Annotated in this window: 25 protein-coding genes; 13 read left to right on the forward strand and 12 right to left on the reverse strand. The window is 51.2% G+C overall.

Translation table 11 applies throughout. The features are described from left to right. The first annotated feature begins 110 nt into the window (after positions 1-110). The 4 genes from galS (at position 111) to mglC (ending at position 5,036) form a co-directional block, all read left to right on the forward strand. Positions 111-1,133 (forward strand): HTH-type transcriptional regulator GalS, encoded by a 1,023-nt coding sequence (gene galS, locus AACS80_RS12945; protein WP_130207064.1) that lies wholly within the window; start codon positions 111-113, stop codon positions 1,131-1,133. Positions 1,134-1,430: 297 nt separating this feature from the next. Then, positions 1,431-2,429, forward strand: a complete 999-nt coding sequence (gene mglB / locus AACS80_RS12950; protein ID WP_001036964.1) for a galactose/glucose ABC transporter substrate-binding protein MglB — start codon at positions 1,431-1,433, stop codon at positions 2,427-2,429. 60 nt (positions 2,430-2,489) lie between these two features. Continuing rightward, positions 2,490-4,010, forward strand: coding sequence for a galactose/methyl galactoside ABC transporter ATP-binding protein MglA (mglA, locus tag AACS80_RS12955; protein WP_135410171.1), 1,521 nt, complete (start codon positions 2,490-2,492; stop codon positions 4,008-4,010). A 15-nt stretch (positions 4,011-4,025) separates the two neighbouring features. Beyond that, positions 4,026-5,036: a galactose/methyl galactoside ABC transporter permease MglC gene (mglC, locus tag AACS80_RS12960; RefSeq protein WP_001275110.1), complete on the forward strand. Its 1,011-nt coding sequence runs from the start codon at positions 4,026-4,028 to the stop codon at positions 5,034-5,036. A gap of 58 nt (positions 5,037-5,094) precedes the next feature. Here the strand turns inward: mglC and preA are convergent, their stop codons facing one another. From preA to AACS80_RS12995, 7 genes are all read right to left on the reverse strand, one after another. Next, complete coding sequence (preA, locus tag AACS80_RS12965; protein ID WP_135410170.1) at positions 5,095-6,330, reverse strand: NAD-dependent dihydropyrimidine dehydrogenase subunit PreA; 1,236 nt, start codon at positions 6,328-6,330, stop codon at positions 5,095-5,097. Beyond that, positions 6,330-7,562: an NAD(P)-dependent oxidoreductase gene (locus AACS80_RS12970; RefSeq protein ID WP_135491636.1), complete on the reverse strand. Its 1,233-nt coding sequence runs from the start codon at positions 7,560-7,562 to the stop codon at positions 6,330-6,332. Before AACS80_RS12970 ends, preA begins: the two co-directional genes overlap by 1 nt. A gap of 250 nt (positions 7,563-7,812) precedes the next feature. Further along, the gene (locus tag AACS80_RS12975) at positions 7,813-8,052 is read right to left on the reverse strand and encodes a DUF2542 family protein (RefSeq protein ID WP_135491635.1); all 240 of its coding nucleotides are present in this window, start codon (positions 8,050-8,052) and stop codon (positions 7,813-7,815) included. 2 nt (positions 8,053-8,054) lie between these two features. Continuing rightward, positions 8,055-8,774, reverse strand: coding sequence for an outer membrane permeability protein SanA (gene sanA, locus AACS80_RS12980; protein ID WP_130207054.1), 720 nt, complete (start codon positions 8,772-8,774; stop codon positions 8,055-8,057). A gap of 185 nt (positions 8,775-8,959) precedes the next feature. After that, positions 8,960-9,844 (reverse strand): cytidine deaminase, encoded by an 885-nt coding sequence (gene cdd, locus AACS80_RS12985; RefSeq protein ID WP_130221870.1) that lies wholly within the window; start codon positions 9,842-9,844, stop codon positions 8,960-8,962. 129 nt (positions 9,845-9,973) lie between these two features. Continuing rightward, positions 9,974-10,669 carry a CidB/LrgB family autolysis modulator gene (locus tag AACS80_RS12990; protein WP_130207051.1) on the reverse strand — a complete coding sequence of 232 codons (696 nt, stop codon included), beginning with the start codon at positions 10,667-10,669 and terminating at the stop codon, positions 9,974-9,976. Then, entirely contained in the window at positions 10,666-11,064 is a 399-nt protein-coding gene (locus AACS80_RS12995) for a CidA/LrgA family protein (RefSeq protein WP_001295452.1), read from the reverse strand. The genes AACS80_RS12990 and AACS80_RS12995 overlap by 4 nt, the downstream gene beginning before the upstream one ends. A 272-nt stretch (positions 11,065-11,336) precedes the next feature. Between AACS80_RS12995 and dusC the strand changes: the two genes are divergently transcribed. Continuing rightward, entirely contained in the window at positions 11,337-12,284 is a 948-nt protein-coding gene (gene dusC, locus AACS80_RS13000; protein WP_135410169.1) for a tRNA dihydrouridine(16) synthase DusC, read from the forward strand. 373 nt (positions 12,285-12,657) lie between these two features. Here dusC and yohP read toward each other — a convergent pair whose 3' ends face one another. Beyond that, entirely contained in the window at positions 12,658-12,804 is a 147-nt protein-coding gene (yohP, locus tag AACS80_RS13005; protein ID WP_205712852.1) for a small membrane protein YohP, read from the reverse strand. 159 nt (positions 12,805-12,963) lie between these two features. On the opposite strand from yohP, the gene mdtQ reads away from it, so the two are divergent. Next, complete coding sequence (gene mdtQ / locus AACS80_RS13010) at positions 12,964-14,403, forward strand: multidrug resistance outer membrane protein MdtQ (RefSeq protein WP_135410168.1); 1,440 nt, start codon at positions 12,964-12,966, stop codon at positions 14,401-14,403. Between the two features lie 51 nt (positions 14,404-14,454). Here mdtQ and AACS80_RS13015 read toward each other — a convergent pair whose 3' ends face one another. Next, positions 14,455-15,012 (reverse strand): DedA family protein, encoded by a 558-nt coding sequence (locus tag AACS80_RS13015; RefSeq protein ID WP_130261138.1) that lies wholly within the window; start codon positions 15,010-15,012, stop codon positions 14,455-14,457. Between the two features lie 168 nt (positions 15,013-15,180). Between AACS80_RS13015 and AACS80_RS13020 the strand changes: the two genes are divergently transcribed. Both AACS80_RS13020 and pbpG read left to right on the forward strand, forming a co-directional pair. Beyond that, positions 15,181-15,768, forward strand: coding sequence for a Yip1 family protein (locus AACS80_RS13020; protein WP_001295454.1), 588 nt, complete (start codon positions 15,181-15,183; stop codon positions 15,766-15,768). Between the two features lie 173 nt (positions 15,769-15,941). Further along, positions 15,942-16,874, forward strand: coding sequence for a D-alanyl-D-alanine endopeptidase (gene pbpG, locus AACS80_RS13025; RefSeq protein WP_130207042.1), 933 nt, complete (start codon positions 15,942-15,944; stop codon positions 16,872-16,874). Positions 16,875-16,972: 98 nt separating this feature from the next. Here pbpG and dld read toward each other — a convergent pair whose 3' ends face one another. Beyond that, positions 16,973-18,688 (reverse strand): D-lactate dehydrogenase, encoded by a 1,716-nt coding sequence (dld, locus tag AACS80_RS13030; protein ID WP_131162578.1) that lies wholly within the window; start codon positions 18,686-18,688, stop codon positions 16,973-16,975. Positions 18,689-18,883: 195 nt separating this feature from the next. On the opposite strand from dld, the gene bglX reads away from it, so the two are divergent. From bglX to yehW, 5 genes are all read left to right on the forward strand, one after another. After that, positions 18,884-21,181: a beta-glucosidase BglX gene (gene bglX, locus AACS80_RS13035; RefSeq protein WP_130207038.1), complete on the forward strand. Its 2,298-nt coding sequence runs from the start codon at positions 18,884-18,886 to the stop codon at positions 21,179-21,181. Between the two features lie 244 nt (positions 21,182-21,425). Further along, positions 21,426-22,343, forward strand: a complete 918-nt coding sequence (gene osmF, locus AACS80_RS13040; protein ID WP_130207036.1) for a glycine betaine ABC transporter substrate-binding protein OsmF — start codon at positions 21,426-21,428, stop codon at positions 22,341-22,343. Positions 22,344-22,349: 6 nt separating this feature from the next. Next, complete coding sequence (gene yehY / locus AACS80_RS13045; protein WP_135410167.1) at positions 22,350-23,507, forward strand: glycine betaine ABC transporter permease YehY; 1,158 nt, start codon at positions 22,350-22,352, stop codon at positions 23,505-23,507. After that, positions 23,500-24,426, forward strand: coding sequence for a glycine betaine ABC transporter ATP binding protein YehX (gene yehX / locus AACS80_RS13050; RefSeq protein WP_135410166.1), 927 nt, complete (start codon positions 23,500-23,502; stop codon positions 24,424-24,426). The genes yehY and yehX overlap by 8 nt, the downstream gene beginning before the upstream one ends. A 4-nt stretch (positions 24,427-24,430) precedes the next feature. Beyond that, complete coding sequence (gene yehW, locus AACS80_RS13055; protein WP_135410165.1) at positions 24,431-25,162, forward strand: glycine betaine ABC transporter permease YehW; 732 nt, start codon at positions 24,431-24,433, stop codon at positions 25,160-25,162. On the opposite strand, the gene AACS80_RS13060 is transcribed toward yehW, so the two are convergent. Both AACS80_RS13060 and mlrA read right to left on the reverse strand, forming a co-directional pair. Continuing rightward, positions 25,143-25,250 (reverse strand): protein YohO, encoded by a 108-nt coding sequence (locus AACS80_RS13060; RefSeq protein WP_064526871.1) that lies wholly within the window; start codon positions 25,248-25,250, stop codon positions 25,143-25,145. The genes yehW and AACS80_RS13060 overlap by 20 nt on opposite strands. A gap of 59 nt (positions 25,251-25,309) precedes the next feature. Next, positions 25,310-26,041, reverse strand: coding sequence for an HTH-type transcriptional regulator MlrA (gene mlrA / locus AACS80_RS13065; protein WP_130207028.1), 732 nt, complete (start codon positions 26,039-26,041; stop codon positions 25,310-25,312). Positions 26,042-26,165 lie beyond the last annotated feature (124 nt).

The following is a 26,165-nucleotide window of genomic DNA, read 5'->3' on the forward strand; positions in this document are numbered from 1 at the left end:
TGTAACCGTTTCCATTGCTGTGACTCGATTCACGAAGTCCTGTATTCAGTGCTGACAAAATAGCCGCCAGCAAGCAGTAACCTACTGCATTCTCATAACAGGTAGTGAATATGATCACCATTCGTGATGTAGCGCGTCAGGCTGGCGTCTCTGTGGCAACGGTTTCCCGGGTGCTCAATAACAGCACGCTGGTAAGTGCCGACACGCGTGAAGCAGTTATGAAAGCGGTGAGTGAGCTGGATTATCGGCCAAATGCCAATGCACAGGCGCTGGCAACTCAGGTGAGCGATACCATCGGTGTGGTGGTCATGGATGTTTCAGATGCATTTTTCGGCGCATTGGTTAAAGCTGTCGATCTCGTTGCCCAGCAACATCAGAAATATGTGTTGATTGGCAATAGCTATCATGAAGCGGAAAAAGAGCGTCACGCCATCGAAGTGCTAATCCGCCAGCGTTGTAACGCATTGATTGTTCATTCAAAGGCGTTAAGTGACGACGAGCTGGCGCAATTTATGGACAACATTCCCGGCATGGTGCTCATCAATCGGGTTGTGCCAGGCTATGCCCATCGCTGTGTTTGTCTGGATAATATCAGCGGTGCCAGAATGGCGACGCGCATGTTGCTGAACAACGGCCATCAACGTATCGGTTATCTCTCTTCCAGCCACAGCATTGAAGATGACGCAATGCGTAAAGCGGGCTGGATAAGCGCGCTGAAAGAGCAGGATATTGTTCCGCCGGAAAGCTGGATTGGCACGGGGACGCCGGATATGCCAGGCGGCGAGGCGGCGATGGTTGAACTACTCGGGCGCAATCTACAACTTACCGCTGTATTTGCCTATAATGACAATATGGCCGCTGGCGCTCTGACGGCATTAAAAGATAATGGCATTGCGATTCCGTTACATCTCTCAATCATCGGTTTCGATGATATCCCCATTGCTCGTTACACCGACCCGCAATTAACGACTGTGCGTTACCCCATTGCTTCGATGGCAAAATTAGCCACGGAACTGGCCTTGCAGGGGGCAGCAGGCAACATTGATCCGCGTGCCAGCCACTGTTTTATGCCGACGTTAGTGCGCCGCCATTCTGTCGCAATACGCCAGAATGCGGCGGCGATCACTAACTGAGCAAATCAGGGGATGTAACCGCTTTCAATTTGTGAGTGATTTCACAGTATGTTAACAATGTGGTAGCTATGATTGCACCGTTTTAACGTTGTAACTTGTATGTAACAGCGAATAATCGCTTTTATCGAGGTTATGGCGTCATAACAACAATTAGAGCCGTTTTATGGAGCGTTACCGGGCATGGACGAACGGATTTTTAAAAATGAGCTTCGGCGTTCAGTAACACTTCATTAACCATACTGGCCCGCCGAGCATTTATCTCAAGCACTACCCTGCATAAGAAAAACCGGAGATACCATGAATAAGAAGGTGTTAACCCTGTCTGCTGTGATGGCCAGCATGTTATTCGGCGCCGCTGCACACGCTGCTGATACCCGTATTGGTGTGACGATTTATAAATATGACGATAACTTTATGTCTGTTGTGCGTAAGGCTATCGAACAGGATGCGAAAGCAGCACCAGACGTCCAGTTGCTGATGAATGATTCACAGAATGACCAGTCCAAGCAGAACGATCAGATTGACGTGCTGTTGGCGAAAGGGGTGAAGGCGCTGGCAATCAATCTGGTTGACCCGGCAGCTGCGGGTACAGTGATTGAGAAAGCGCGCGGACAAAACGTACCGGTAGTTTTCTTCAACAAAGAACCTTCCCGTAAGGCGCTGGATAGCTACGACAAGGCCTACTACGTTGGCACCGACTCCAAAGAGTCCGGCATTATTCAGGGCGATTTGATTGCTAAACACTGGGCGGCGAATCAGGGTTGGGATCTGAATAAAGACGGTCAGATTCAATTCGTACTGCTGAAAGGCGAGCCGGGCCATCCGGATGCAGAAGCCCGCACCACTTACGTGATTAAAGAGCTGAACGACAAAGGCATCAAAACTGAACAGTTACAGTTAGATACCGCTATGTGGGACACCGCTCAGGCGAAAGATAAGATGGACGCCTGGCTGTCTGGTCCGAACGCCAACAAAATCGAAGTGGTTATTGCTAACAACGATGCGATGGCAATGGGTGCGGTTGAAGCGCTGAAAGCACACAACAAGTCCAGCATTCCGGTGTTTGGCGTCGATGCGCTGCCAGAAGCTCTGGCGCTGGTGAAATCCGGTGCGCTGGCGGGTACCGTACTGAATGATGCCAACAACCAGGCGAAAGCGACTTTTGATCTGGCGAAAAACCTGGCCGATGGCAAGGGCGCCGCTGACGGCACCAACTGGAAAATCGACAACAAAGTGGTTCGCGTACCTTATGTTGGCGTAGACAAAGATAACCTGGCTGAATTCAGCAAGAAATAAGACTGAACGGGCGCAATAGTTTATTGCGCCCTTATTATATGACCAACAAGGTAAAATTATATGGTCAGCTCAACGACTCCGTCATCAGGTGAATACTTGTTGGAAATGAGCGGTATCAACAAGTCCTTTCCCGGTGTTAAGGCACTTGATAACGTTAATTTAAATGTCCGGCCACATTCTATCCATGCATTAATGGGGGAAAACGGCGCGGGAAAATCAACATTATTAAAATGCCTGTTTGGTATTTATCAAAAAGATTCCGGCACCATTTTATTCCAGGGTAAAGAGATCGATTTTCATTCTGCCAAAGAAGCACTGGAAAATGGTATTTCGATGGTACACCAGGAGTTAAACCTGGTATTACAACGATCGGTGATGGATAACATGTGGCTGGGGCGATACCCCACCAAAGGCATGTTTGTCGATCAGGACAAAATGTACCGCGAAACTAAAGCGATTTTTGATGAACTGGATATTGATATCGATCCGCGTGCGCGCGTCGGTACATTATCTGTTTCGCAAATGCAGATGATCGAAATTGCTAAAGCGTTTTCCTATAACGCGAAAATTGTGATTATGGATGAACCGACTTCTTCGTTAACCGAAAAAGAGGTCAATCATTTGTTTACTATTATTCGTAAATTAAAAGAACGCGGCTGCGGTATTGTCTATATCTCGCATAAAATGGAAGAGATTTTCCAGTTATGTGATGAAGTCACCGTATTGCGCGATGGTCAGTGGATCGCTACCGAACCGCTGGAAGGGCTGACGATGGACAAGATCATCGCCATGATGGTTGGTCGTTCTCTTAACCAGCGTTTCCCGGATAAAGAAAACAAGCCGGGCGAAGTGATCCTCGAAGTGCGTAACCTGACGTCACTACGCCAGCCATCGATTCGCGATGTCTCGTTTGACCTGCATAAAGGGGAGATCCTCGGTATTGCCGGGCTGGTGGGGGCGAAACGTACCGATATTGTTGAGACGTTATTTGGCATTCGCGAGAAATCTGCTGGCACCATTACGTTGCATGGCAAAAAGATCAATAACCATAATGCCAACGAAGCCATTAACCACGGATTTGCACTAGTAACTGAAGAACGCCGTTCAACGGGAATTTATGCCTATCTGGATATTGGCTTTAACTCATTAATTTCCAATATTCGCAACTACAAAAATAAAGTGGGCTTGTTGGATAACTCGCGGATGAAAAGCGATACCCAGTGGGTGATTGATTCGATGCGGGTAAAAACGCCAGGGCATCGTACGCAAATTGGTTCGCTCTCAGGTGGTAATCAGCAAAAGGTGATTATTGGTCGCTGGCTGTTAACGCAACCAGAAATATTAATGCTCGACGAACCGACGCGCGGTATTGATGTCGGGGCGAAGTTTGAAATTTATCAGTTAATTGCCGAACTGGCGAAGAAAGGCAAGGGGATTATTATTATCTCCTCTGAAATGCCAGAGTTGTTAGGGATAACAGACCGTATTCTGGTTATGAGCAATGGCCTCGTTTCCGGAATTGTCGATACAAAAACAACAACGCAAAACGAAATTCTGCGTCTTGCGTCTTTGCACCTTTAAGATTAGGGGCTTCCCATGAGTGCGTTAAATAAGAAAAGTTTTCTTACTTACCTGAAAGAGGGCGGTATTTACGTCGTTCTTTTAGTTTTGCTGGCGATTATTATTTTCCAGGATCCCACTTTTTTAAGTCTATTGAACTTAAGTAATATTCTCACCCAGTCATCAGTGCGTATTATTATTGCCCTCGGTGTGGCAGGGTTAATTGTCACCCAGGGAACCGATCTTTCTGCCGGGCGTCAGGTAGGGCTGGCGGCCGTTGTGGCAGCAACACTATTGCAGTCAATGGATAACGCCAACAAAGTGTTCCCGGAAATGGCGACGATGCCGATAGCGCTGGTTATTCTGATTGTCTGTGCCATTGGCGCGGTTATCGGTTTGATCAACGGCCTGATTATCGCCTATCTCAACGTAACGCCATTTATTACCACTCTCGGCACGATGATTATCGTCTACGGCATCAACTCGCTCTATTACGACTTTGTGGGGGCGTCGCCGATTTCTGGTTTTGATAGCGGCTTCTCCACCTTTGCCCAGGGATTTATTGCACTGGGGAGTTTCCGGCTCTCTTACATCACCTTCTACGCGCTGATTGCCGTGGCGTTCGTTTGGGTACTGTGGAACAAAACCCGCTTCGGTAAGAATATTTTTGCTATCGGCGGTAACCCGGAAGCGGCAAAAGTATCTGGTGTTAACGTCGGCCTGAACCTGCTGATGATCTACGCGCTGTCTGGCGTGTTCTATGCCTTCGGCGGGATGTTAGAAGCTGGACGTATCGGCTCGGCCACCAACAACCTCGGCTTTATGTATGAGCTGGATGCTATCGCGGCGTGCGTGGTGGGCGGCGTATCGTTCAGCGGCGGTGTGGGGACGGTCATTGGTGTAGTGACCGGGGTAATTATCTTTACGGTCATTAACTATGGCCTGACGTACATCGGCGTAAACCCGTACTGGCAGTACATCATCAAAGGGGCGATTATTATCTTCGCCGTGGCGCTGGATTCACTGAAGTACGCGCGTAAGAAGTGATGTGATTGTGGGTATTGCCGGATGCGCCGCATCCGGCAATCGGTGCCAAATGCTGGTTTTACAACGTTACCGGGTGTTCTTTCTCTCCCTTCTTAAACTTCACTTCCCCGAGATCGATACAACCCACCGGGCAAACATGACCGCAAAGCAAACAACCAACGCATTTTTCGGTATTACAATGCGGCGTGCGCGTTTTCTCGTTCCATTCCATCGCCTGATGACCGCCGTCATAACAGGAAATGTAACAGCGTCCACAGCCAACACATTTATCAAGATTGATATGGGGATAAACGATATAACTGCGGTCTAAATCTTCCGCCGGGACAATATTGTGATTCGCCAGACCTACCATCTCCTGCAATGAATCAAATCCCTGATCGGCAAGATAATGCGACAATCCGCTGGCCATATCTTCTACTATTCGATACCCGTACTGCATAATGCCGGTGGTTACCTGAAGTGTTGCCGCGCCGAGCAATAAAAACTCCGCCGCATCTTCCCAGGTTTCAATACCACCGATACCGCTGATTGGGAAATCACGTAGCTCCGGGTGAGTGCGCAATTGTTGAATAAAGCGCAGGGCGATCGGTTTCACTGCTTTACCGGAATAACCGGAGATACTTGATTTTCCATTAATAATAGGTAAACCAGTTTTCTGCTTAAGGTCTATGTGGGTAATTGATTTGATTGTGTTAATCGTCGCAATTCCATCTGCGCCACCGCGTTTCGCTGCCAGCGCCACCTCACACATATCACCAATATTCGGCGTCATCTTTGCCAGCATCGGTAGCGTTGAACCGCGTTTCACCGCACGGCAGTATTTCTCCACCAGCTCCGGACTTTGCCCGACATCACTGCCCATCGCGTGGGAGGTCATTTGCGGGCAGGAGAAATTACACTCGATCATATCGGCGCCAGCTTCTTGTGCCAGACGTGCCAGATCTTCCCACTGTTGCTCATTTTCACCCATGACTGAGACTATCAACACTTTGTCCGGGTAATCCTGTTTCAGTCGCCGCAGGGCAGCCAGATTTTCCGCCAGCGGATGTTCGGCAATCTGCTCCATATTTTTGAAACCGATAAAACCGGTATCTTCTTTCACCAGATGATCAAAACGCGGTGACACTTCGTTGGCAATAAAGTAGCTGATAGTTTTGAACACCACGCCGCCCCAGCCGCTGTCATAGGCTTTGGCACACATTTCATAGCAGTTACCTACCGGCGAAGAAGAGAGGCAGAACGGGTTGGGAAATTTAACGCCGCAAAAAGTTATAGAAAGATCCTTCGTTAACATCAGCAAGCTCCTTCTAAATAATGATGAATTGCCCCAGCGGCTTCTTTCCCAGTTTTCACTGCATGGACCACAGTTTTATCACCCTCAATAATATCGCCAGCGGCAAATACTTGCGGGTCGCGGGTCTGGTAATTTTGCGTCTCGATGGAATTAGGCTGTGGTTGCAACGTCGCAAAAGCGGCAAGTTCGGCATGTTGACCCACGGCGAGAAAAATTTTGTCTACAGTCATCGTCAGTTCACCCGGCAAAAGGACACGCTTAAAGGTAACTTCATTGCCGTCAACGGCGACTGGCGCAAAGCCACCAATAATCGAAACCCCCAGATCCCTGGCACAGGTCAACTCTCTTTCACTTGCCGGGAGCTTATCTATCTCTTTACGCGCCACGACAGTCACCACCGGGCAACCGAGTACTTTAAGCGTACTGGCGACATCCATCGCGACATCACCGCCGCCGATAATTAATGCACTCTGTGGGATGCTGATATCGCCTTGCGCCTGACTCACTCGTTGCAAGAAATCGACGGCGATCTCAACGTCGCTATGCTCAAACAGCGGCAGCCCAGAACCGCTCGATAGCCCCACGGCCACTAGCACCGCGCGGTTTTTCGCTTTTAATTGGTCCAGTGTGATCGTTTTACCAATTTCACAATTGCACTCAATAGTCACACCCATTTTTTCGATACGGGCGATTTCCGCATCCACTACTGACTTTGGCAGACGAAATTGTGGAGTACCCTGACAAAGCCAGCCGCCTGGCTGTGCTGTTTTCTCATAAATCGTAACGTCATAACCCAGATTTGTCAGCGTCACGCTGGCCTGTAATCCAGCCGGACCAGCGCCGATAATTGCCACTTTACCTAGCGTTTTGCTGCCTGGTTTATAAATTTCCATTCCAGTTTGTTGTTCGAAGTCGGTAATAAAACGCTGTAACCGACCAATATCTATCGGATTATCCACACCGGCTCGCGTACATCCACGTTGACATAATTTTTCCGTAGGGCAAATTCTGGCGCAAACGGCGCCAAGGGCATTATTTTCGCGGATTGTCTCAGCTGCCCCCTTAAAATTACGAAAATAGACAGAACGAATAAATTTCCCCGGATCAGTTTGCGCCGGACAAGCCTGACTACAGGGCGCATCGTGACATAATAAACAGCGGGAGGCTTCTTTAATCGCCAATAAAGGTGTAAAAGCTGGAGTGAGTTCATCCAGATAATTTTGTTGGGGCATGTAATCTTCCTAAATACTAATGGTAATTAAGTCAAACGACTGGTTTACCCGTCATACTGCACATTGCATGTGCTTCGAAGAGTGCATTCAGGGTAAAAAATAAATATAGCGAACTGATATAAAGGCTAAGCGTTCGGGAGCATTTAAACTGTGAAAGGATTCACAAATAGCTGCGGATCAGAATATTACATCCGCAGTTTATTAGCTGAAGTAATAATTATTCTCAATAATTAGCTGGGGCGGGAAAATATTAACGATAAAAAATAAGATAAATAATCATGCCAATAGATAAAATTCCGAATCCGCTATACGCCACCATATAAGCGAAAAAGAGTCCAGGATTTTTTTCACGATAAACATATACCGGTTCTTGGGTGTTTTTTACCCGTTTATCTATTGCACCAGCACGCCAGCCTTTCCATGCTTCGCGGAAACAAAATACAGGAATGAGGAAAAAAACGGCAATGACAAATATTTGCTGTACATCCATAACTACTTTCCTTGTTTCTTTTGTAATTCAAGTAACTGTTCGGGCGTGACGGCGGGATAGCCCTGCGCATCTTCCGGCACTTGATGCATTGCCGGAATAGGGACCAATGGACCTAAAAAGCGCGGCTCACGTTTAAAAATATAAAGGTCAGCCAGCGCGCCGAAACGGGCGGCAAATTCGCGAATACGGACAGACCACATATCTTTTGGCGATGGTACGGCATAACACTGGGCCTGAATACCCATATGTAAAGCGATAAATAATGCCCGCTCACAGTGAAAACGCTGGGTGATAATAATGAAATCGTTAGTATCGAACACTTTGCGCGTGCGTACGATGGAATCCAGTGTTCGGAAGCCCGCGTAATCGAGAACAATATCAGAGGGGTCGACGCCAGCAGCTATTAAATCTTTGCGCATGGTCATCGGCTCGTTATAACTTTGCAACGCGTTATCGCCGCTAAGTAATAGATAGTTCACCTTACCGCTGTTATAGGCATTAATCGCCCCCTGAATACGGTAGCGGTAATACTGATTAATGACTCCGGTGCGATAATACTTTGCTGTGCCAAGCACCACGCCGACCTGACGGTAGGGGAGATCCTGCAACTCGTCGTAGATATAAGGCGCGGTTTTCCAACTCATCCAGCGATCGAGGCCGAGCACAGTCAACAGCAGCAAGCCGATCATGACTAACAGGCTGTAGAACAGACGCTTTAACATGCAGAAGACTCGATCTCGGGAAATTTTTATCAGGCTACTTTACCCGCTGCTTTTGCGCAAGAAACGGTAAACTGTTTGCCGGGATTTTCGACATCAGGAGAGCGCTGGCAAGCCTGATGCAACGCTTATCAGCGTGCCAGACCTGTAGGCCGGACAAGGCGTTCCCGCCGCATCCGGCACCAGGCTTAAGCGAGAAGAACGCGGTCGATACTGTGACAGCCGAGAGCTTTCAGCGTTGCTGAGGTTGCATCCCATTGAATCAACGGCGCATCGGCTTTTTCTGCCAGAACCGCGCGCTGGATATCCGGGTAATCATAACCCTTGAGATTCAACAGAATTAACGCACCCTGCAACGGCGGCAGAGTCGGGTTGAATGCGGCGTTTTCAGCGTAGCTGCCGCTGAAAATACGACCGTCTTTGCATTCCAGCGCTACACCGCTTGGTGACTTACTGTAAGGCATGTGCGAACGGTTTGCCGCGGCAATCGCCGCCTGAGAAAGCGCATCACCAGTTAACGCAAAGCCGTGATCCTGCTCGTCCATCAGCAGCGTTTTTATCTCCAGATCTTTTGGTCCAAAGGCATCCGGCAGATAGTCACGCAGTGCGTGCGCCTCGCGACCCGGCAGATGAATACGCAGATCCAGACCGCTGTTCAGTTCATTCATAAACTGACGGCAGTGACCGCAAGGCGTGTAGTTAACGGTGATGGCCGCGAGAGCTTTCTCACCGCTTAACCAGGCGTGGCTGATAGCACTTTGTTCAGCATGAACAGTTTGCTGCATTGTTGCACCAATAAATTCCATATTGGCACCGAAATACCATGTACCACTCACGCCGCGTGCAATAGCGCCAACGTTAAAATTCGACAATGGCGTACGCGCGCAGGCCGCAGCCAGCGGTAGCAGTGCGAAAGCCAGCGCGTCTTCGTCCAGCCCGGTTGCGCTCTTAAGCGAAGAGACTTGCTCCCCGGTCAACAAAGCGGGGAAGTACTTGTCTGCCAGAATAGGTTCCAGCGCAGATTGCAAGTTATCCGCAAGTTGGGCAAAAGCAGTTTGAAAACGTGGATGCATGGCGTTGCCTCATAATCATGTAATGGGATAACAGTTTACGAACCTGCTATGGCTTTATATGTGATCTGAATCTCATTAATTATGCAACGCGTGAAACGTACATCAAAAATGCGCGACGCATCGCAAATTTTAGCCCATTACTGCCAGAATAATTGGGAAAAGGAACGGCGCGATCAGCGAAGTAATAATCCCGCATAACACCAGCGCCAGCGAACTAAATGCACCTTCCTGATAATCCAGTTCGGCGCAGCGCGCCGTACCGAGGGCGTGGGAAGCCGTCCCCATCGCCAGACCGCGCGCCGCTTTGGTACGAATACGCATTGCATTAAGTAACGTATGACCAAAGACCGCGCCGAGGATCCCGACGAAAATGACACAAACTGCGCTGATTGCCGGAATACCGCCAATACTGCCGCCGACAGCCATCGCAATTGGCGTAGTGACCGATTTCGGTAATATTGACGCAGCAATTTCCGGTGAAGCCCCCATCAACAATGCCACGCAAGTCCCTGTCACCATCGCTACCACGCTGCCGATAAAACAGATGGTGATGATTGATTTCCAGCGGGCGCGGATTTGATGCAACTGTTCATATAAAGGATAGGCCAGTGCGACGACCGCCGGTTGCAGCAGATCGTTTAGCACTTCGCTACCTTTAAAGTAGCTGTCGTAAGAGATGCCGGTCAGCATTAAAAAAGGAATGATCACCACCATTGCCACCAGCAACGGGTTAAGCAAGGGAAACTTATACCGCGCCGCCAGCTTGCGGGCGGCAAAAAAGACAATCAACGTCAGCGGTAATGACCACCAGATATTTGCCATCATTCTTCTGATCCTTTCTGACCTACGACTTTACGTTCACCGTGCACCAGTTGAGAACTCCAGCTCACCACCAGAAAAACCACCAGCGTACTGACTGCACAGGAAACCACTACCGGGCCAAACTGCGCGCGTAGTAAATCAAAATATTGCATTACGCCTACGCCAATCGGCACAAACAATAGCGCCATATAGCGAATTAAAACGTAACACCCCGGATTGACCCACTTCGCCGGAAGAATTTGCAAGGCCAGCAGGACAAACAGGATCAGCATCCCGATAATGCTGCCCGGAATGGTTACCGGTAGCAGGGATGCAATGAAAATGCCTGCATACAGGCAGGCATAAATCAGGACGAAAGCGCGTAAATATTGCCAGATAATGTTCAGTGTCTTACTCATAATCAACACCCCAGATGAGATGGATTCATCATACAATTAATTCATAAAATGTGCTACAGATCACATTAAGAATTCATCGCTATTTTTCGCGCCTGGGTATGACGATGTGAGCAGCGAACTCAGGCAAATCTGCTTTTTCGCAACAGAAAGTGTGTTTGCCATAGATCAAGCATAGAGAGGGATTGCAGCTTTGCCGCAATCTCACTCGGCAGACCTTTAATCCGCTGACCGGAGGCGCTAACATAGCGCCTCATTTTTTTGCGGGTGATGATATGCGAGTGTTACTGGCGCCAATGGAGGGGGTACTTGACTCTCTGGTGCGCGAATTGCTGACCGAAGTTAACGACTACGATCTGTGCATCACTGAGTTTGTTCGCGTGGTGGATCAACTGCTGCCGGTAAAAGTTTTTCATCGCATTTGTCCTGAGCTACAAAACGCCAGCCGTACTCCTTCAGGTACGCTGGTGCGCGTACAGTTGCTGGGGCAGTTCCCGCAATGGCTGGCAGAGAACGCCGCCCGTGCGGTGGAATTAGGTTCCTGGGGCGTGGATCTTAACTGCGGCTGCCCGTCGAAAACGGTTAACGGCAGCGGCGGTGGGGCAACGTTACTGAAAGATCCCGAACTCATCTACCAGGGCGCGAAAGCGATGCGCGAAGCCGTACCGGCGCATTTGCCCGTCAGCGTGAAAGTGCGTTTGGGCTGGGACAGTGGCGAGAAAAAATTTGAAATTGCCGATGCTGTTCAACAGGCTGGCGCTACGGAGCTGGTGGTGCATGGGCGGACAAAAGAGCAGGGGTACCGCGCGGAGCATATTGACTGGCAGGCGATTGGCGAGATTCGCCAGCGGCTGAATATTCCGGTGGTTGCCAATGGTGAAATCTGGGACTGGCAGAGTGCGCAACAATGCATGGCTATCAGCGGCTGCGACGCGGTGATGATTGGGCGCGGGGCGCTCAATATTCCCAACCTGAGTCGGGTGGTGAAATATAACGAACCGCGAATGCCGTGGCCGGAGGTCGTTGCATTGCTGCAAAAGTATACCCGTCTGGAGAAACAGGGAGATACCGGCTTATATCACGTCGCGCGGATTAAGCAGTGGTTGAGTTATTTACGTAAAGAATATGATGAAGCAACGGAATTATTTCAGCATGTGCGGGTGTTGAATAATTCCCCTGATATTGCAAGGGCTATTCAGGCAATTGATATCGAGAAACTCTAAAAAACTATAGTGATGTTTTTTTGACAATGTGTTAGCTCTTTATCAATAGGCCGCACGGTTGTTGGGTGGCGTCAAAATCGCCGAGGCGTTCCCTGAAGGCCGGGGCAGCCCACATGGATGTGGGCTGAGGGCGCGTCTTACAGGGATGTTACCTCGCGCCCGACCCGGTAGCCGTAAGGGATAAGCCGAGGGCACCGCGCAGCGGCGATTTTGTTCGCCAGAGCCCGGGGGTGCAGGGGGCGGCGGCGATTGGCCGCCCCTTGCGCGCTCCTTGCGCCAGTGATTATATGAAGCAATGCACATGACAGGAGCGCAACAGGATGAGAGACTGAAATATTCTCGTTATTTTCGAATCTGATGACATTAATTAATTTTAAAATATCATCTTAAATACGCCAGTCACCACCAGTAGCCCAATCAGGAAAATAATCAATACTGCCCAGAGTATAATTTTCATTGGCGTTCCTTTATTTGTGAATGCTGAATAAGTATAGGAAAAAATGAAACTCTTTGCCGTCATTCATAAGCAATTAAGATAAATCAGAGGATATCATTCACTTACTGTATATTTTTCTGGATATGTCGTTTTATTTCCGCTGATGTATTGCCACGCGAAACTAAAAAATATATCGCCACACACGGTAATCTCCGCGCACCGTTTCTTACCTGATTATTCCCCATGAATCGTGATTCATTTAATGCAGCAAGCGTCTGTTTTCCGCTTTTAATTTTGTTGGCTGGGTGTGCGCCTGTGCACGAAACTCGCCATGCGTTAAGCCTGCAAACGCCTGCCACGCAAGTGGACACGGCGTTACCTGCGGCATTGAAAAACGGTTGGCCAGACAGTCAGTGGTGGCTGGAATACCACGATAATCAACTCACTTCCTTAATTAATAATGCAATACAGAACGCGCCGGATATGCAGGTGGCTGAACAGCGCATTCAACTGGCTGAAGCGCAGGCGAAAGCAGTAGCGACCCAGGATGGCCCGCAGGTAGATTTTTCTGCGGATATGGAACGGCAAAAAATGTCGGCTGAAGGGTTAATGGGGCCGTTTGCCCTGAACGATCCTGCCGCAGGAACTACGGGGCCGTGGTATACCAACGGTATTTTTGGTTTAACGGCGGGCTGGCATCTTGATATTTGGGGAAAGAATCGGGCGGAAGTTACTGCTCGCCTGGGGAATGTTAAAGCACGGGCGGCTGAACGTGAGCAGACCCGACAATTGCTGGCTGGCAGCGTGGCACGCCTGTACTGGGAGTGGCAAACCCAGGCGGCGTTGAACACTGTATTGCTGCAAATCGAAAAAGAGCAGAACACCATTATTGCGACCGATCGCCAGCTCTATCAGCGTGGAATTACCTCTTCGGTTGAAGGTGTGGAAACCGATATTAATGCCAGTAAAACCCAGCAACAGCTCAACGATGTCGCGGGTAAAATGAAAATTATCGAGGCGCGATTAAGTGCGCTCACCAACCATCAGAAAAGCGCATTGAAGCTGCATCCGGTCACGTTGCCGAAAGTGGCAAGCCAGCTTCCTGATGAACTGGGATATTCCTTGCTGGCCCGGCGGGCAGATTTACAGGCGGCACATTGGTATGTCGAGTCGTCGTTAAGTACCATCGACGCAGCAAAAGCGGCATTTTATCCCGACATCAATCTGATGGCCTTCCTGCAACAGGATGCTTTGCATTTAAGCGATCTTTTTCGTAGTTCCGCCCAACAGATGGGCGTCACGGCGGGGCTGACATTGCCAATATTCGACAGTGGCAGACTTAATGCCAATCTTGATATTGCGAAAGCCGAAAGCAACTTGTCGATTGCCAACTACAACAAAGCAGTGGTCGAGGCGGTGAATGATGTGGCGCGGGCGGCGAGTCAGGTGCAGACACTGGCAGAGAAAAACCAGCATCAGGCGCAAATTGAGCGCGATGCCATGCGTGTGGTGGGGCTGGCACAGGCGCGATTTAACGCGGGCATCATCGCGGGTTCCCGCGTCAGTGAAGCCAGAATTCCGGCGCTTCGCGAACGAGCCAACGGCCTGCTTTTGCAAGGGCAATGGCTGGATGCCTCCATTCAACTCACCAGTGCGCTGGGCGGGGGCTATAAACGCGGTTGATGTCTCATTTATCAAGTATTAAGCAGAGAAACGTTGGACCTCACCGGCGTTTCATTTCCCGCGCCGTTTCAGCCACCAGCGAACACCAACCACCAGAGCCACAACCAGAATCAACCAAACCCAGTGCTTCAAATGTTGGTCAAGTTCGTGCAACCACGGCGCAATCACTTGGCCACCTGCGTAGCCAATGGTGGTAAAAATCAGCGCCCAGGCAAATGCGCCGAGAATATTCAGCGGTAGAAATATTTTCGGCGGTAGCTGACTAGCGCCAATCAGCGTCGGACCAATCACCCGAAAGCCATACATAAAACGTGTACCAATAACAAACAGATACGGATGACGTTGGATCAGCTTCTGCGCCCGTTCAATTTTGTCCTGATGTTTTGATAAACGTCGTAACAGCTTGCCGCCAAACCGCCGTCCACACAGATAAAGCGCCTGGTCGCCAATCATGCCGCCAAGTGCTACGGAAAGTACCACCAACGGGAATTTCAGCAGCCCCTGATGCGCGGCAACACCACCGAGCAAGGTGACGGTTTCACCCTCTGCCAGACTGCCAAGTACCAGCGCGGCATAACCATATTGTGAAATAAGCGTATTAATATCCATAGGCCAGTCTGTCTCCCTTTGGTTGCCTGTAAGCATACACCCAGTAAATCATTCACGCAGAAAAAGCCCCGCAGGGCAGTGCACTAATTTAGTGATCGCGCAAAAAATAATCACAAGCTGACTTATACTTGAACTGTCAGGTTCATGAACTCACAACAAGGGGGCGGTATGAGCCATGTCTGGGGACTGTTTTCCCATCCCGATCGTGAAATGCAGGTAATTAATCGTGAAAACGAAACGATTTCTCACCACTACACCCACCACGTTTTGCTGATGGCGGCGATTCCGGTGATTTGCGCCTTCATTGGCACCACGCAAATCGGCTGGAATTTTGGCGATGGCACTATCCTGAAGTTATCCTGGTTTACCGGACTGGCGTTGGCTGTCTTGTTTTATGGCGTGATGCTGGCTGGGGTCGCGGTGATGGGGCGGGTCATTTGGTGGATGGCGCGCAATTACCCACAGCGCCCGTCGCTTGCGCACTGTATGGTCTTCGCGGGATACGTCGCGACGCCGCTGTTTCTAAGCGGTCTGGTAGCGCTTTACCCGCTGGTCTGGCTGTGTGCTCTGGTTGGCACGGTGGCGCTGTTTTACACGGGGTATCTGCTTTATCTCGGTATTCCAAGCTTCCTGAATATCAACAAAGAGGAAGGTCTTAGCTTCTCCAGTTCGACACTGGCGATTGGTGTGCTGGTACTGGAAGTCCTGCTCGCCCTTACCGTCATACTTTGGGGGTACGGTTATCGTCTGTTCTAGAAAGTTCTTTTGCGTTGCATTGCTGGCGTAAATGTCAGCAATGCAGCATTTCCTCACGATTCTCCTTTGACGACCGCACTTTTTGCTCGTTATGATGGCTTCGCTAGCCTCAGTAAATCCTTACTCCGGCGGTGCGCAACCCGTGCGCGTGAACCACTATTTGAATGCTCATCATGCCGAAATTTCGAGTTTCTTTATTTAGCCTGGCCCTGATGCTGGCTGTGCCTTTTGCACCGCAGGCCGCTGCGAAAACGGCAGCCGCTACCACTGCTTCGCAGCCGGAAATTGCTTCCGGTAGCGCGATGATTGTTGATCTTAATACCAACAAAGTGATCTATTCGAACCACCCGGATCTGGTGCGTCCGATTGCCTCAATCACCAAATTAATGACTGCGATGGTTGTGCTGGATGCACGACTGCCGCTGGATGAGAAACTAAAAGTAGACATCAGCCAGACGCCGGAGATGAAAGGGGTCTATTCGCGCGTACGACTGAACAGTGAAATCAGCCGTAAAGATATGCTGCTGCTGGCGTTGATGTCTTCGGAAAACCGCGCGGCGGCGAGCCTGGCACATCATTATCCTGGCGGTTATAACGCATTTATTAAAGCAATGAATGCGAAAGCAAAAGCTCTCGGGATGAATAACACGCGCTTCGTTGAACCGACCGGGCTATCAGTGCATAACGTTTCGACTGCCCGTGATCTGACCAAATTGTTGATTGCTACCAAACAATATCCGTTGATCGGTCAGTTAAGTACCACCCGTGAAGATATGGCGACCTTCTCTAACCCGTCGTATACGCTGCCATTCCGCAATACTAACCATCTGGTGTATCGCGATAACTGGAATATCCAGCTAACCAAAACGGGCTTTACCAATGCCGCAGGGCATTGCCTGGTGATGCGCACGGTTTTCAATAATAAACCGGTGGCGCTGGTGGTGATGGATGCGTTTGGCAAATATACCCATTTTGCCGATGCCAGCCGCCTGCGTACATGGATTGAAACCGGCAAAGTGATGCCCGTTCCGGCAGCGGCGTTGAGTTATAAAAAACAAAAAGCCGCCCAGATGGCGGCGGCAGGGCAGACGGCACAGAACGATTAAGTTTGCTTGCCCGTAGGCCGGAGAAGGCGTTCACGCCGCATCCGGCATTCGATGCCCATGCCTGATACGGTGCTTGTGTATCAGGCATCCAGCCGTATTTACTCCACTTCTTGCCAGTTTTTCCGCTTACTGGTTTTACCGATCCCTGGATTCATACTGTTAGTCGGATCGTTTTCACGATAAAACTTTTGCAGCGTCTCCGGTGCTTTATACAAATGACCGACGTTATGCTCGGCAGGATATTGCGCGCCGCGCTGGCGTAACAATTCCAGCATCTGTTCCTTCAGCGCATGCACATCCACGCCTTTCTTAACGATGTAATCCTGGTGGAAGACGTAGCACATAAAATGCCCGTAATAGAGCTTATGCACCAGCTGGCTGTCGATTTCTGGCGGCAGATGTTCATACCACTCGGTGTCATTACGCCGCAGAGCGATATCCAGCGCCAGAATGTCTTCGACTTCATCGGAATGCACGGCCTGATAACGTATCGCTGCGCCTGCCGCCGCGAAACGGTGTAAAAACGCTTTACTGCCTTCCTCCGGCGTACAGACAAAGAAATCGCCTTCGGCCTGTTTGAAAAAATCTACCAGCCAGGATTTTGCTTCGCCCACGCCATCCCCCGCCATTTTTAACAGCAGATGATGTTCATATTTATCGCGCCAGCTTTTCATGCGCGGTGGCAAATGACTGGGGAACAAATGACTGAATTTCTGCATTGCGAGATCGGTAAAGTGTGGGCGGAAGAACTTCACCTTCTCCAGCATCGCATCAGTACGTCCCTTGAGATTAAAGAATAACGGCATCTTGTCGGTGCCTAGTTTGTCGATCATCAGGAAGGTGTCTTTGCCGTATTTTTCCGCGATATCGTAGATATCCCGGTGCATGTATTCCCCGGCAACCGGCAGATTTTCGAAATTAGCCAGAATATGGCGGCGGATTTCGGTCAGCACGTCCGGCTGGTTGGTGCCGATATAAAACACCTGCTGATTTTTTTCCGCTTCAAAGGTGTCGAGACGCACGGCGAAGACGGCCAGTTTTCCGGCGCAACCGGAGGATTCAAACAGGCGATCCGGATCGGCGTTATAACGTGCAGGTGTGTCGGCTTCGATATCACGCACGCGATGAACATAGTCATAATCGTGGGCGTGGCGACCATCGTGGTGCACATCATCCTCTTTGATGCGATCGTCATCCAGCCTGCTGAGGATCTGCTCCGGCGTTTCGCCCAGATCAATCCCCAGATGGTTGACCAGCGTCAGTTTGCCGTTTTCATCAATGCGTGCAAACAACGACATTTCGGTATACGCCGGACCACGCTGCACCAGTGAGCCGCCGGAGTTGTTACAGATACCGCCGATGACCGATGCGCCTATACACGACGAACCAATCACCGAGTGCGGTTCACGGCCTAATGGTTTGAGGGCTTTTTCCAGCGAATAGAGCGTAGTGCCAGGATACGCCAGCACCTGTTCGCCCTTACCGAGAACATGCAGCTTGTCGAGGCGCAGGGTGCTGATGATCACGATATCGCGATCATAATCGTTACCATTTGGTGTCGAGCCTTCGGTCAGACCCGTATTGGCGGCCTGCATCAGAATAATTTTGTCGGCGGTGACGCAGGCTTTCAGTACTCGCCACAATTCCAGTAGCGAGCCTGGAAGAACAACGGCCAGCGCGTCACCCTGACCGGAGCGGAAGCCCTTGCGATAGCGGGCCGTTTTTGCGGGATCGGTGAGCAGGTATGAAGAACCGACCAGACGGGCAAGTTCATTCAAAAAGGTTTTATTATCAGTTGTTGTCATGGAAGACATTTTCCACTCCTTGTGGTGGCGAAAAAACATCACAAACTAGAATAGCGCCTTGTATGACAATTCAGCGAGTGAATATTTTGAAAATTCAGACAATAAACTGAGCTTTCTTTTTCTCTCTCCATCAGGGTTATGGCAAACTACCGCTTTTGCACCATTTTCGCTGCCACGTCGGGCAACAGAGGAAGAATAATCCACATGAAATGGCTATGTTCAGTAGGTATCGCGGTGAGTCTGGCCCTACAGCCAGCACTGGCGGATGATTTATTTGGCAACCATCCATTAACGCCCGAAGCGCGGGATGCGTTCGTCACCGAGCTGCTCAAGAAAATGACGGTTGATGAGAAAATTGGTCAGCTGCGCCTAATCAGCGTCGGCCCGGATAACCCGAAAGAGGCGATCCGCGAGATGATCAAAGACGGGCAGGTTGGAGCGATTTTTAATACCGTAACCCGTCAGGATATCCGCGCCATGCAGGATCAAGTGATGGAACTGAGCCGCCTGAAAATTCCTCTCTTCTTTGCCTACGACGTGCTGCACGGTCAGCGCACAGTTTTCCCGATTAGCCTCGGTCTGGCGTCCTCTTTTAACCTCGACGCAGTGAAAACCGTCGGGCGCGTTTCAGCTTATGAAGCGGCGGACGATGGCCTGAACATGACCTGGGCGCCGATGGTCGATGTCTCGCGCGATCCTCGCTGGGGTCGCGCTTCCGAAGGTTTTGGTGAAGATACCTATCTCACCTCAATTATGGGTAAAACCATGGTTGAAGCGATGCAGGGTAAAAGCCCGGCAGATCGCTACTCGGTGATGACCAGCGTCAAACACTTTGCTGCTTACGGTGCGGTTGAAGGCGGTAAAGAATACAACACCGTCGATATGAGCCCGCAGCGCCTGTTTAATGACTATATGCCGCCGTACAAAGCGGGGCTGGACGCAGGCAGCGGCGCGGTGATGGTGGCGCTGAACTCACTCAACGGCACGCCTGCAACTTCTGATTCCTGGCTGCTGAAAGATGTTCTGCGCGACCAGTGGGGTTTTAAAGGCATCACGGTTTCCGATCACGGTGCAATCAAAGAGCTGATTAAACATGGCACGGCGGCAGACCCGGAAGATGCGGTGCGCGTGGCGCTTAAGTCCGGGATCAACATGAGCATGAGTGACGAGTATTACTCGAAGTATCTGCCTGGTTTGATCAAGTCTGGCAAAGTGACCATGGAAGAGCTGGACGACGCTGCCCGCCATGTACTGAACGTTAAATATGATATGGGGTTATTTAACGACCCATACAGCCATCTTGGTCCGAAAGAGTCTGACCCGGTTGATACCAATGCCGAAAGCCGCCTGCACCGCAAAGAAGCACGTGAAGTAGCGCGCGAAAGCCTGGTGTTGCTGAAAAACCGCCTTGAAACCCTGCCGCTGAAAAAGTCGGCAACCATTGCGGTGGTTGGTCCACTGGCGGACAGCAAACGTGACGTGATGGGCAGCTGGTCCGCAGCTGGTGTTGCCGATCAATCCGTGACTGTACTGACCGGGATTAAAAATGCCGTCGGGGAAAACGGCAAGGTGCTGTATGCCAAAGGGGCGAACGTCACCAGTGACAAAGGTATTATCGATTTCCTGAATCAGTATGAAGAAGCAGTCAAAGTCGATCCGCGCTCGCCGCAAGAGATGATTGATGAAGCGGTGCAGACGGCGAAACAATCTGATGTGGTAGTGGCTGTGGTCGGTGAAGCCCAAGGGATGGCGCACGAAGCCTCCAGCCGGACCGATATCACTATTCCGCAAAGCCAGCGCGATTTGATTGCGGCGCTGAAAGCCACCGGAAAACCGCTGGTGCTGGTGCTGATGAACGGTCGCCCGCTGGCGTTGGTGAAAGAAGATCAGCAGGCCGACGCGATTCTGGAAACCTGGTTTGCGGGTACGGAAGGGGGTAATGCGATTGCCGATGTGTTGTTTGGTGATTACAACCCGTCCGGTAAGCTGCCGATGTCCTTCCCGCGTTCTGTCGGGCAGATCCCGGTTTACTACAGCCATCTGAATACCGGTCGTCCGTATAATGCCGACAAGCCGAACAAATACACTTCGCGCTATTTTGATGAAGCTAACGGGGCGCTTTATCCGTTCGGCTATGGTCTGAGCTACACCACTTTTACCGTCTCTGATGTGAAACTTTCTGCGCCGACCATGAAGCGTGACGGTAAAGTGACCGCCAGCGTGCAGGTGACGAACACCGGTAAGCGCGAAGGGGCAACGGTGATTCAGATGTACCTGCAGGATGTAACGGCTTCCATGAGTCGTCCGGTGAAGCAGCTGAAAGGTTTTGAGAAAATCACCCTGAAACCGGGCGAAACTCAGACCGTCAGCTTCCCAATCGATATTGAGGCGCTGAAGTTCTGGAATCAGCAGATGAAGTATGATGCCGAGCCTGGTAAGTTCAATGTCTTTATCGGCACTGATTCCGCACGCGTTAAGAAAGGCGAGTTTGAGTTGCTGTAATGCTTTAGTAAGGGCGCGAAATTTGCGCCCTTTGCCTGATGCGCTGCGCTTATCAGGCCTACAGGGTGTGTTTGCAACTTGTTTAATTTTCACCCTTTGTAGCGCCGCATCCGGCAAGATATGCCCTTTAAGTATTTATCTGATTCTGCAACTGAATCCTTCCGCTCAGGCTAACCCCGCCATTATCAACTATGCTTTTCTCTTAATTCGCTGAAAACAACAGTAAAAGAATGAGGAAAGCATCATGCCACTCTCAAAGCTCTGGGCGGGTTCACTGGTTATGTTGGCAGCTGTGAGCCTGCCGCTACAGGCGGCTTCCCCCGTTAAAGTCGGTTCGAAAATCGATACTGAAGGCGCACTACTCGGCAACATCATCTTGCAGGTACTCGAAAGCCACGGCGTACCGACGGTGAATAAAGTCCAGTTGGGAACAACACCCGTGGTGCGCGGGGCAATTACTTCCGGCGAACTGGATATCTATCCGGAATATACCGGCAATGGTGCTTTCTTCTTTAAAGATGAAAACGATGCAGCGTGGAAAAATGCCGGGCAGGGCTACGAGAAAGTCAAAAAGCTCGATGCGGAGCAAAACAAGTTAATCTGGCTGACGCCCGCACCTGCGAATAACACCTGGACCATCGCCGTGCGCCAGGATGTGGCAGAGAAAAACAAACTCACTTCGCTTGCCGACCTGAGCCGTTATCTGAAAGAGGGCGGCACCTTCAAACTGGCAGCCTCGGCAGAGTTTATCGAACGCGCCGATGCGTTACCCGCTTTTGAAAAAGCCTATGGCTTTAAACTCGATCAGGATCAGTTGCTGTCACTGGCCGGTGGCGACACGGCGGTGACGATCAAAGCCGCTGCCCAGCAAACCTCTGGCGTTAATGCGGCGATGGCTTACGGCACTGACGGCCCGGTCGCGGCGCTGGGGCTGCAAACCTTAAGCGATCCGCAGGGTGTTCAACCGATCTACGCGCCTGCACCAGTGGTGCGTGAGTCGGTGTTGAAAGAGTATCCGCAAATGGCACAGTGGCTACAGCCAGTCTTCGCCAGCCTCGATGAAAAAACGTTACAAAAACTGAATGCCAGCATTGCTGTGGAAGGACTGGATGCCAAAAAAGTGGCTGCCGACTATCTGAAACAAAAAGGGTGGACGAAGTAATTTCCCGTGTCTTATCTACGTATTAATCCTGTTCTGGCGCTGCTGCTGTTGCTGACGGCAATCGCAGCGGCGCTGCCGTTTATCAGCTATGCACCTAACAGGTTAGTCTCTGGTGAGGGACGTTATCTCTGGCAACTGTGGCCACAAACGATCTGGATGCTGGTGGGCGTTGGTTGCGCCTGGCTGACTGCCTGTTTTATTCCCGGTAGAAAAGGCAGCATTTTTGCACTCATTCTGGCGCAATTCGTCTTCGTATTGCTGGTGTGGGGAGCTGGAAAGGCGGCGACACAACTGGCGCAAAATGGCAGTGCGCTGGCGCGTACCAGCCTCGGCAGTGGTTTCTGGCTGGCTGCGGCGCTGGTACTGCTGGCCTGTAGCGATGCCATCCGCCGAATTTCCACGCATCCGCTGTGGCGCTGGTTGTTGCATATGCAGATTGCCATTATTCCGCTGTGGTTGCTGTACTCCGGCACGCTTAACGATCTCTCGTTAATGAAAGAATACGCCAACCGTCAGGATGTGTTCGATGACGCGCTGGCGCAACATCTGACCCTGCTGTTTGGTGCGGTGCTGCCTGCGTTAGTGATTGGCGTGCCGCTGGGCGTCTGGTGCTACTTTTCCACTGCGCGGCAGGGGGCGATTTTTTCTCTGCTCAATGTCATTCAGACCGTGCCTTCGGTGGCGCTTTTTGGCCTGTTGATTGCGCCGCTTGCCGCGCTGGTTACTGCCTTTCCGTTGCTGGGTACGCTTGGTGTGGCAGGAACAGGCATGACGCCAGCGCTGATAGCGCTGGTGCTCTATGCTTTGCTGCCTCTGGTGCGCGGCGTGGTAGTCGGCTTGAACCAGATCCCGCGTGATGTGCTGGAGAGCGCCACAGCGATGGGTATGAGCGGGGCGCAGCGTTTCCTGCATGTCCAGTTACCGCTGGCGCTGCCAGTATTTCTGCGCAGCCTGCGGGTGGTGATGGTGCAGACCGTCGGTATGGCGGTGATTGCGGCGTTAATTGGTGCGGGTGGCTTTGGGGCGTTGGTTTTCCAGGGGCTGCTAAGCAGTGCCATTGATTTAGTGTTGCTGGGGGTGATCCCGGTAATTGTTCTGGCGGTGCTGATCGACGCGCTGTTCGATTTGCTTATCGCACTGCTGAAGGTGAAACGTAATGATTGAATTTAGCCATGTCAGCAAACTGTTCGGCGCACAAAAAGCCGTTAACGATCTCAATCTCAATTTTCAGGAAGGGAGTTTTTCGGTGCTGATCGGTACATCTGGCTCCGGTAAATCCACCACCCTGAAAATGATTAACCGCCTGGTGGAGCATGACAGCGGAGTGATCCGCTTTGCCGGAGAAGAAATTCGCTCGCTGCCAGTGCTGGAGCTGCGCCGCCGGATGGGCTATGCCATTCAATCTATTGGCCTGTTTCCCCACTGGAGCGTGGCGCAAAACATCGCCACCGTGCCGCAATTACAAAAATGGTCGCGGGCGCGGATTGACGATCGTATCGACGAACTAATGGCGTTACTGGGGCTGGAACCGAATTTGCGTGAGCGTTATCCGCACCAGCTTTCCGGCGGTCAACAGCAACGTGTGGGGGTGGCGCGCGCGTTGGCTGCCGATCCGCAAGTCTTACTGATGGATGAACCCTTTGGCGCGCTGGACCCGGTAACGCGCGGCGCGTTGCAACAAGAGATGAGGCGCATTCACCGTTTGCTGGGGCGCACCATTGTGCTGGTCACTCATGATATTGATGAAGCACTACGGCTGGCAGAACATCTGGTGTTAATGGATCACGGTGAAGTGGTGCAGCAGGGCAATCCGCTGGCGATGCTGACTCGTCCGGCAAACGATTTTGTCCGCCAGTTTTTTGGGCGCAGCGAACTGGGTGTGCGTCTGTTGTCATTGCGTAGCGTAGCGGATTACGTGCGCCGCGAAGAACGGGCTGAAGGTGAGGCGCTGGCAGAAGAGATGACGCTACGCGATGCGCTCTCCCTGTTTGTTGCGCGGGGATGCGAAGTGCTGCCGGTGGTCAACACGCAGGGCCAGCCTTGCGGCACGCTGCATTTTCAGGATCTGCTGGTGGAGGCGTAATCGAATGAAGATATTGCGCGATCCGCTGTTCTGGCTCATTGCTCTGTTTGTGGCGCTGATCTTCTGGCTGCCTTACAGCCAGCCGCTGTTCGGTGCTTTATTTCCGCAACTGCCGAGGCCCGTTTATCAGCAAGAAAGCTTTGCAGCCCTGGCGCTGGCCCATTTCTGGTTGGTGGGAATTTCGAGTTTATTTGCGGTGATCATTGGCACTGGTGCTGGAATTGCTGTCACTCGCCCGTGGGGCGCGGAATTTCGCCCGATGGTGGAAACTATTGCCGCCGTTGGGCAGACTTTTCCGCCCGTCGCGGTGCTGGCGATTGCCGTTCCGGTAATCGGCTTTGGTCAGCAACCGGCGATTATCGCGCTGATCCTTTACGGCGTGCTCCCCATCTTGCAGGCGACACTTGCCGGGCTGGGAGCGATTGATGCCAGCGTGACCGAAGTTGCCAAAGGCATGGGAATGAGCCGTAGTCAGCGACTGCGCAAAGTCGAGTTACCGCTGGCAGCGCCGGTGATTCTGGCGGGCGTGCGGACTTCAGTAATTATCAACATTGGCACGGCGACGATCGCCTCAACGGTTGGGGCCAGTACGCTGGGTACGCCCATCATCATCGGGCTTAGCGGATTTAATACCGCTTATGTGATTCAGGGGGCGTTACTGGTGGCACTGGCGGCGATCATCGTAGACCGCCTGTTTGAACGGCTGGTGCAGGCGCTTAGCCAGCACGCAAAATAAAGGTATAACCTGCGAGCATTACGCCACCGATACCGCCTAACGCCATAAACAGGAACAGGGTGATAACCCCAATTTTAGCTATGCGCATAATGCACTCCTTATGTTAACGAAAGGATTGTACAGTAAAGCGCATTTGTTAACGAATCATTAAATGCCGAGTGAGAAAATATCATGCCCTTGTTCCTGCCAACTGGTGAGTTGCTGCTGTTGGGCGGAGGTTCGATTTTCGCCGCACCACACCAGCAATGTACGGCCTTCGAACAGTTCAGGGCGTAGTTGATTGAGCGAGTGGGCGAGGACATCAATGCGCCATCCTTGTTGACTGGCAATCCAGCCCTCCAGCCACAGACGAGTGGTATCCTGAATATTCCAGCCAACCACCAGCGCATCTTTGCCCTGTTTTTTACGTGCCGAAGCCAGGCAAATGGCGATGTAGTTGATCAGTACGCCGTCCAGAATCGCCAGCAGTGCCTGGAGAGTCGGTTGTTGGCACTGAAGCCGTCGGCGCAGAGGAATGAACAGATGTGTGGTGAGCGTCTGGGCGGGATAATCCTGACCACGCTCTTTGATCCACATTCGCAGACTTTGCAGGTTGCCACTTTGCAGGTAACTAAGCAGAGTTTCTTGCTGATCGCGCCAGCCGTTCTGCACATCAACATTCTCATTACTGAGTAGCATTTTAACTTTGCTGACCTGCACACCGTTGTCGATCCAGCGTTTGATCTCCCGGATCCGGTCGATATCGGCATCGTTGAACAGGCGATGACCGCCGTCTGTGCGCTGCGGTTTTAACAGCCCATAACGCCTCTGCCACGCGCGTAACGTGACAGGGTTGATATCACAAAGCAACGCCACTTCACCAATCGTGTAAAGCGCCATCGTCCCACCCTTGCTTGCGAGGTCCCAGCATAACTGTAGACGTTCTTTTATGAACCAGGTAGTTTTGGCCGTTTTTTGATCTCGATTAGGATGATTTTGTTTTTGCCAGGTTGTTTTGAGTGAT

Source organism: Escherichia sp. E4385 (assembly GCF_963883145.1).
Classification (GTDB): domain Bacteria; phylum Pseudomonadota; class Gammaproteobacteria; order Enterobacterales; family Enterobacteriaceae; genus Escherichia.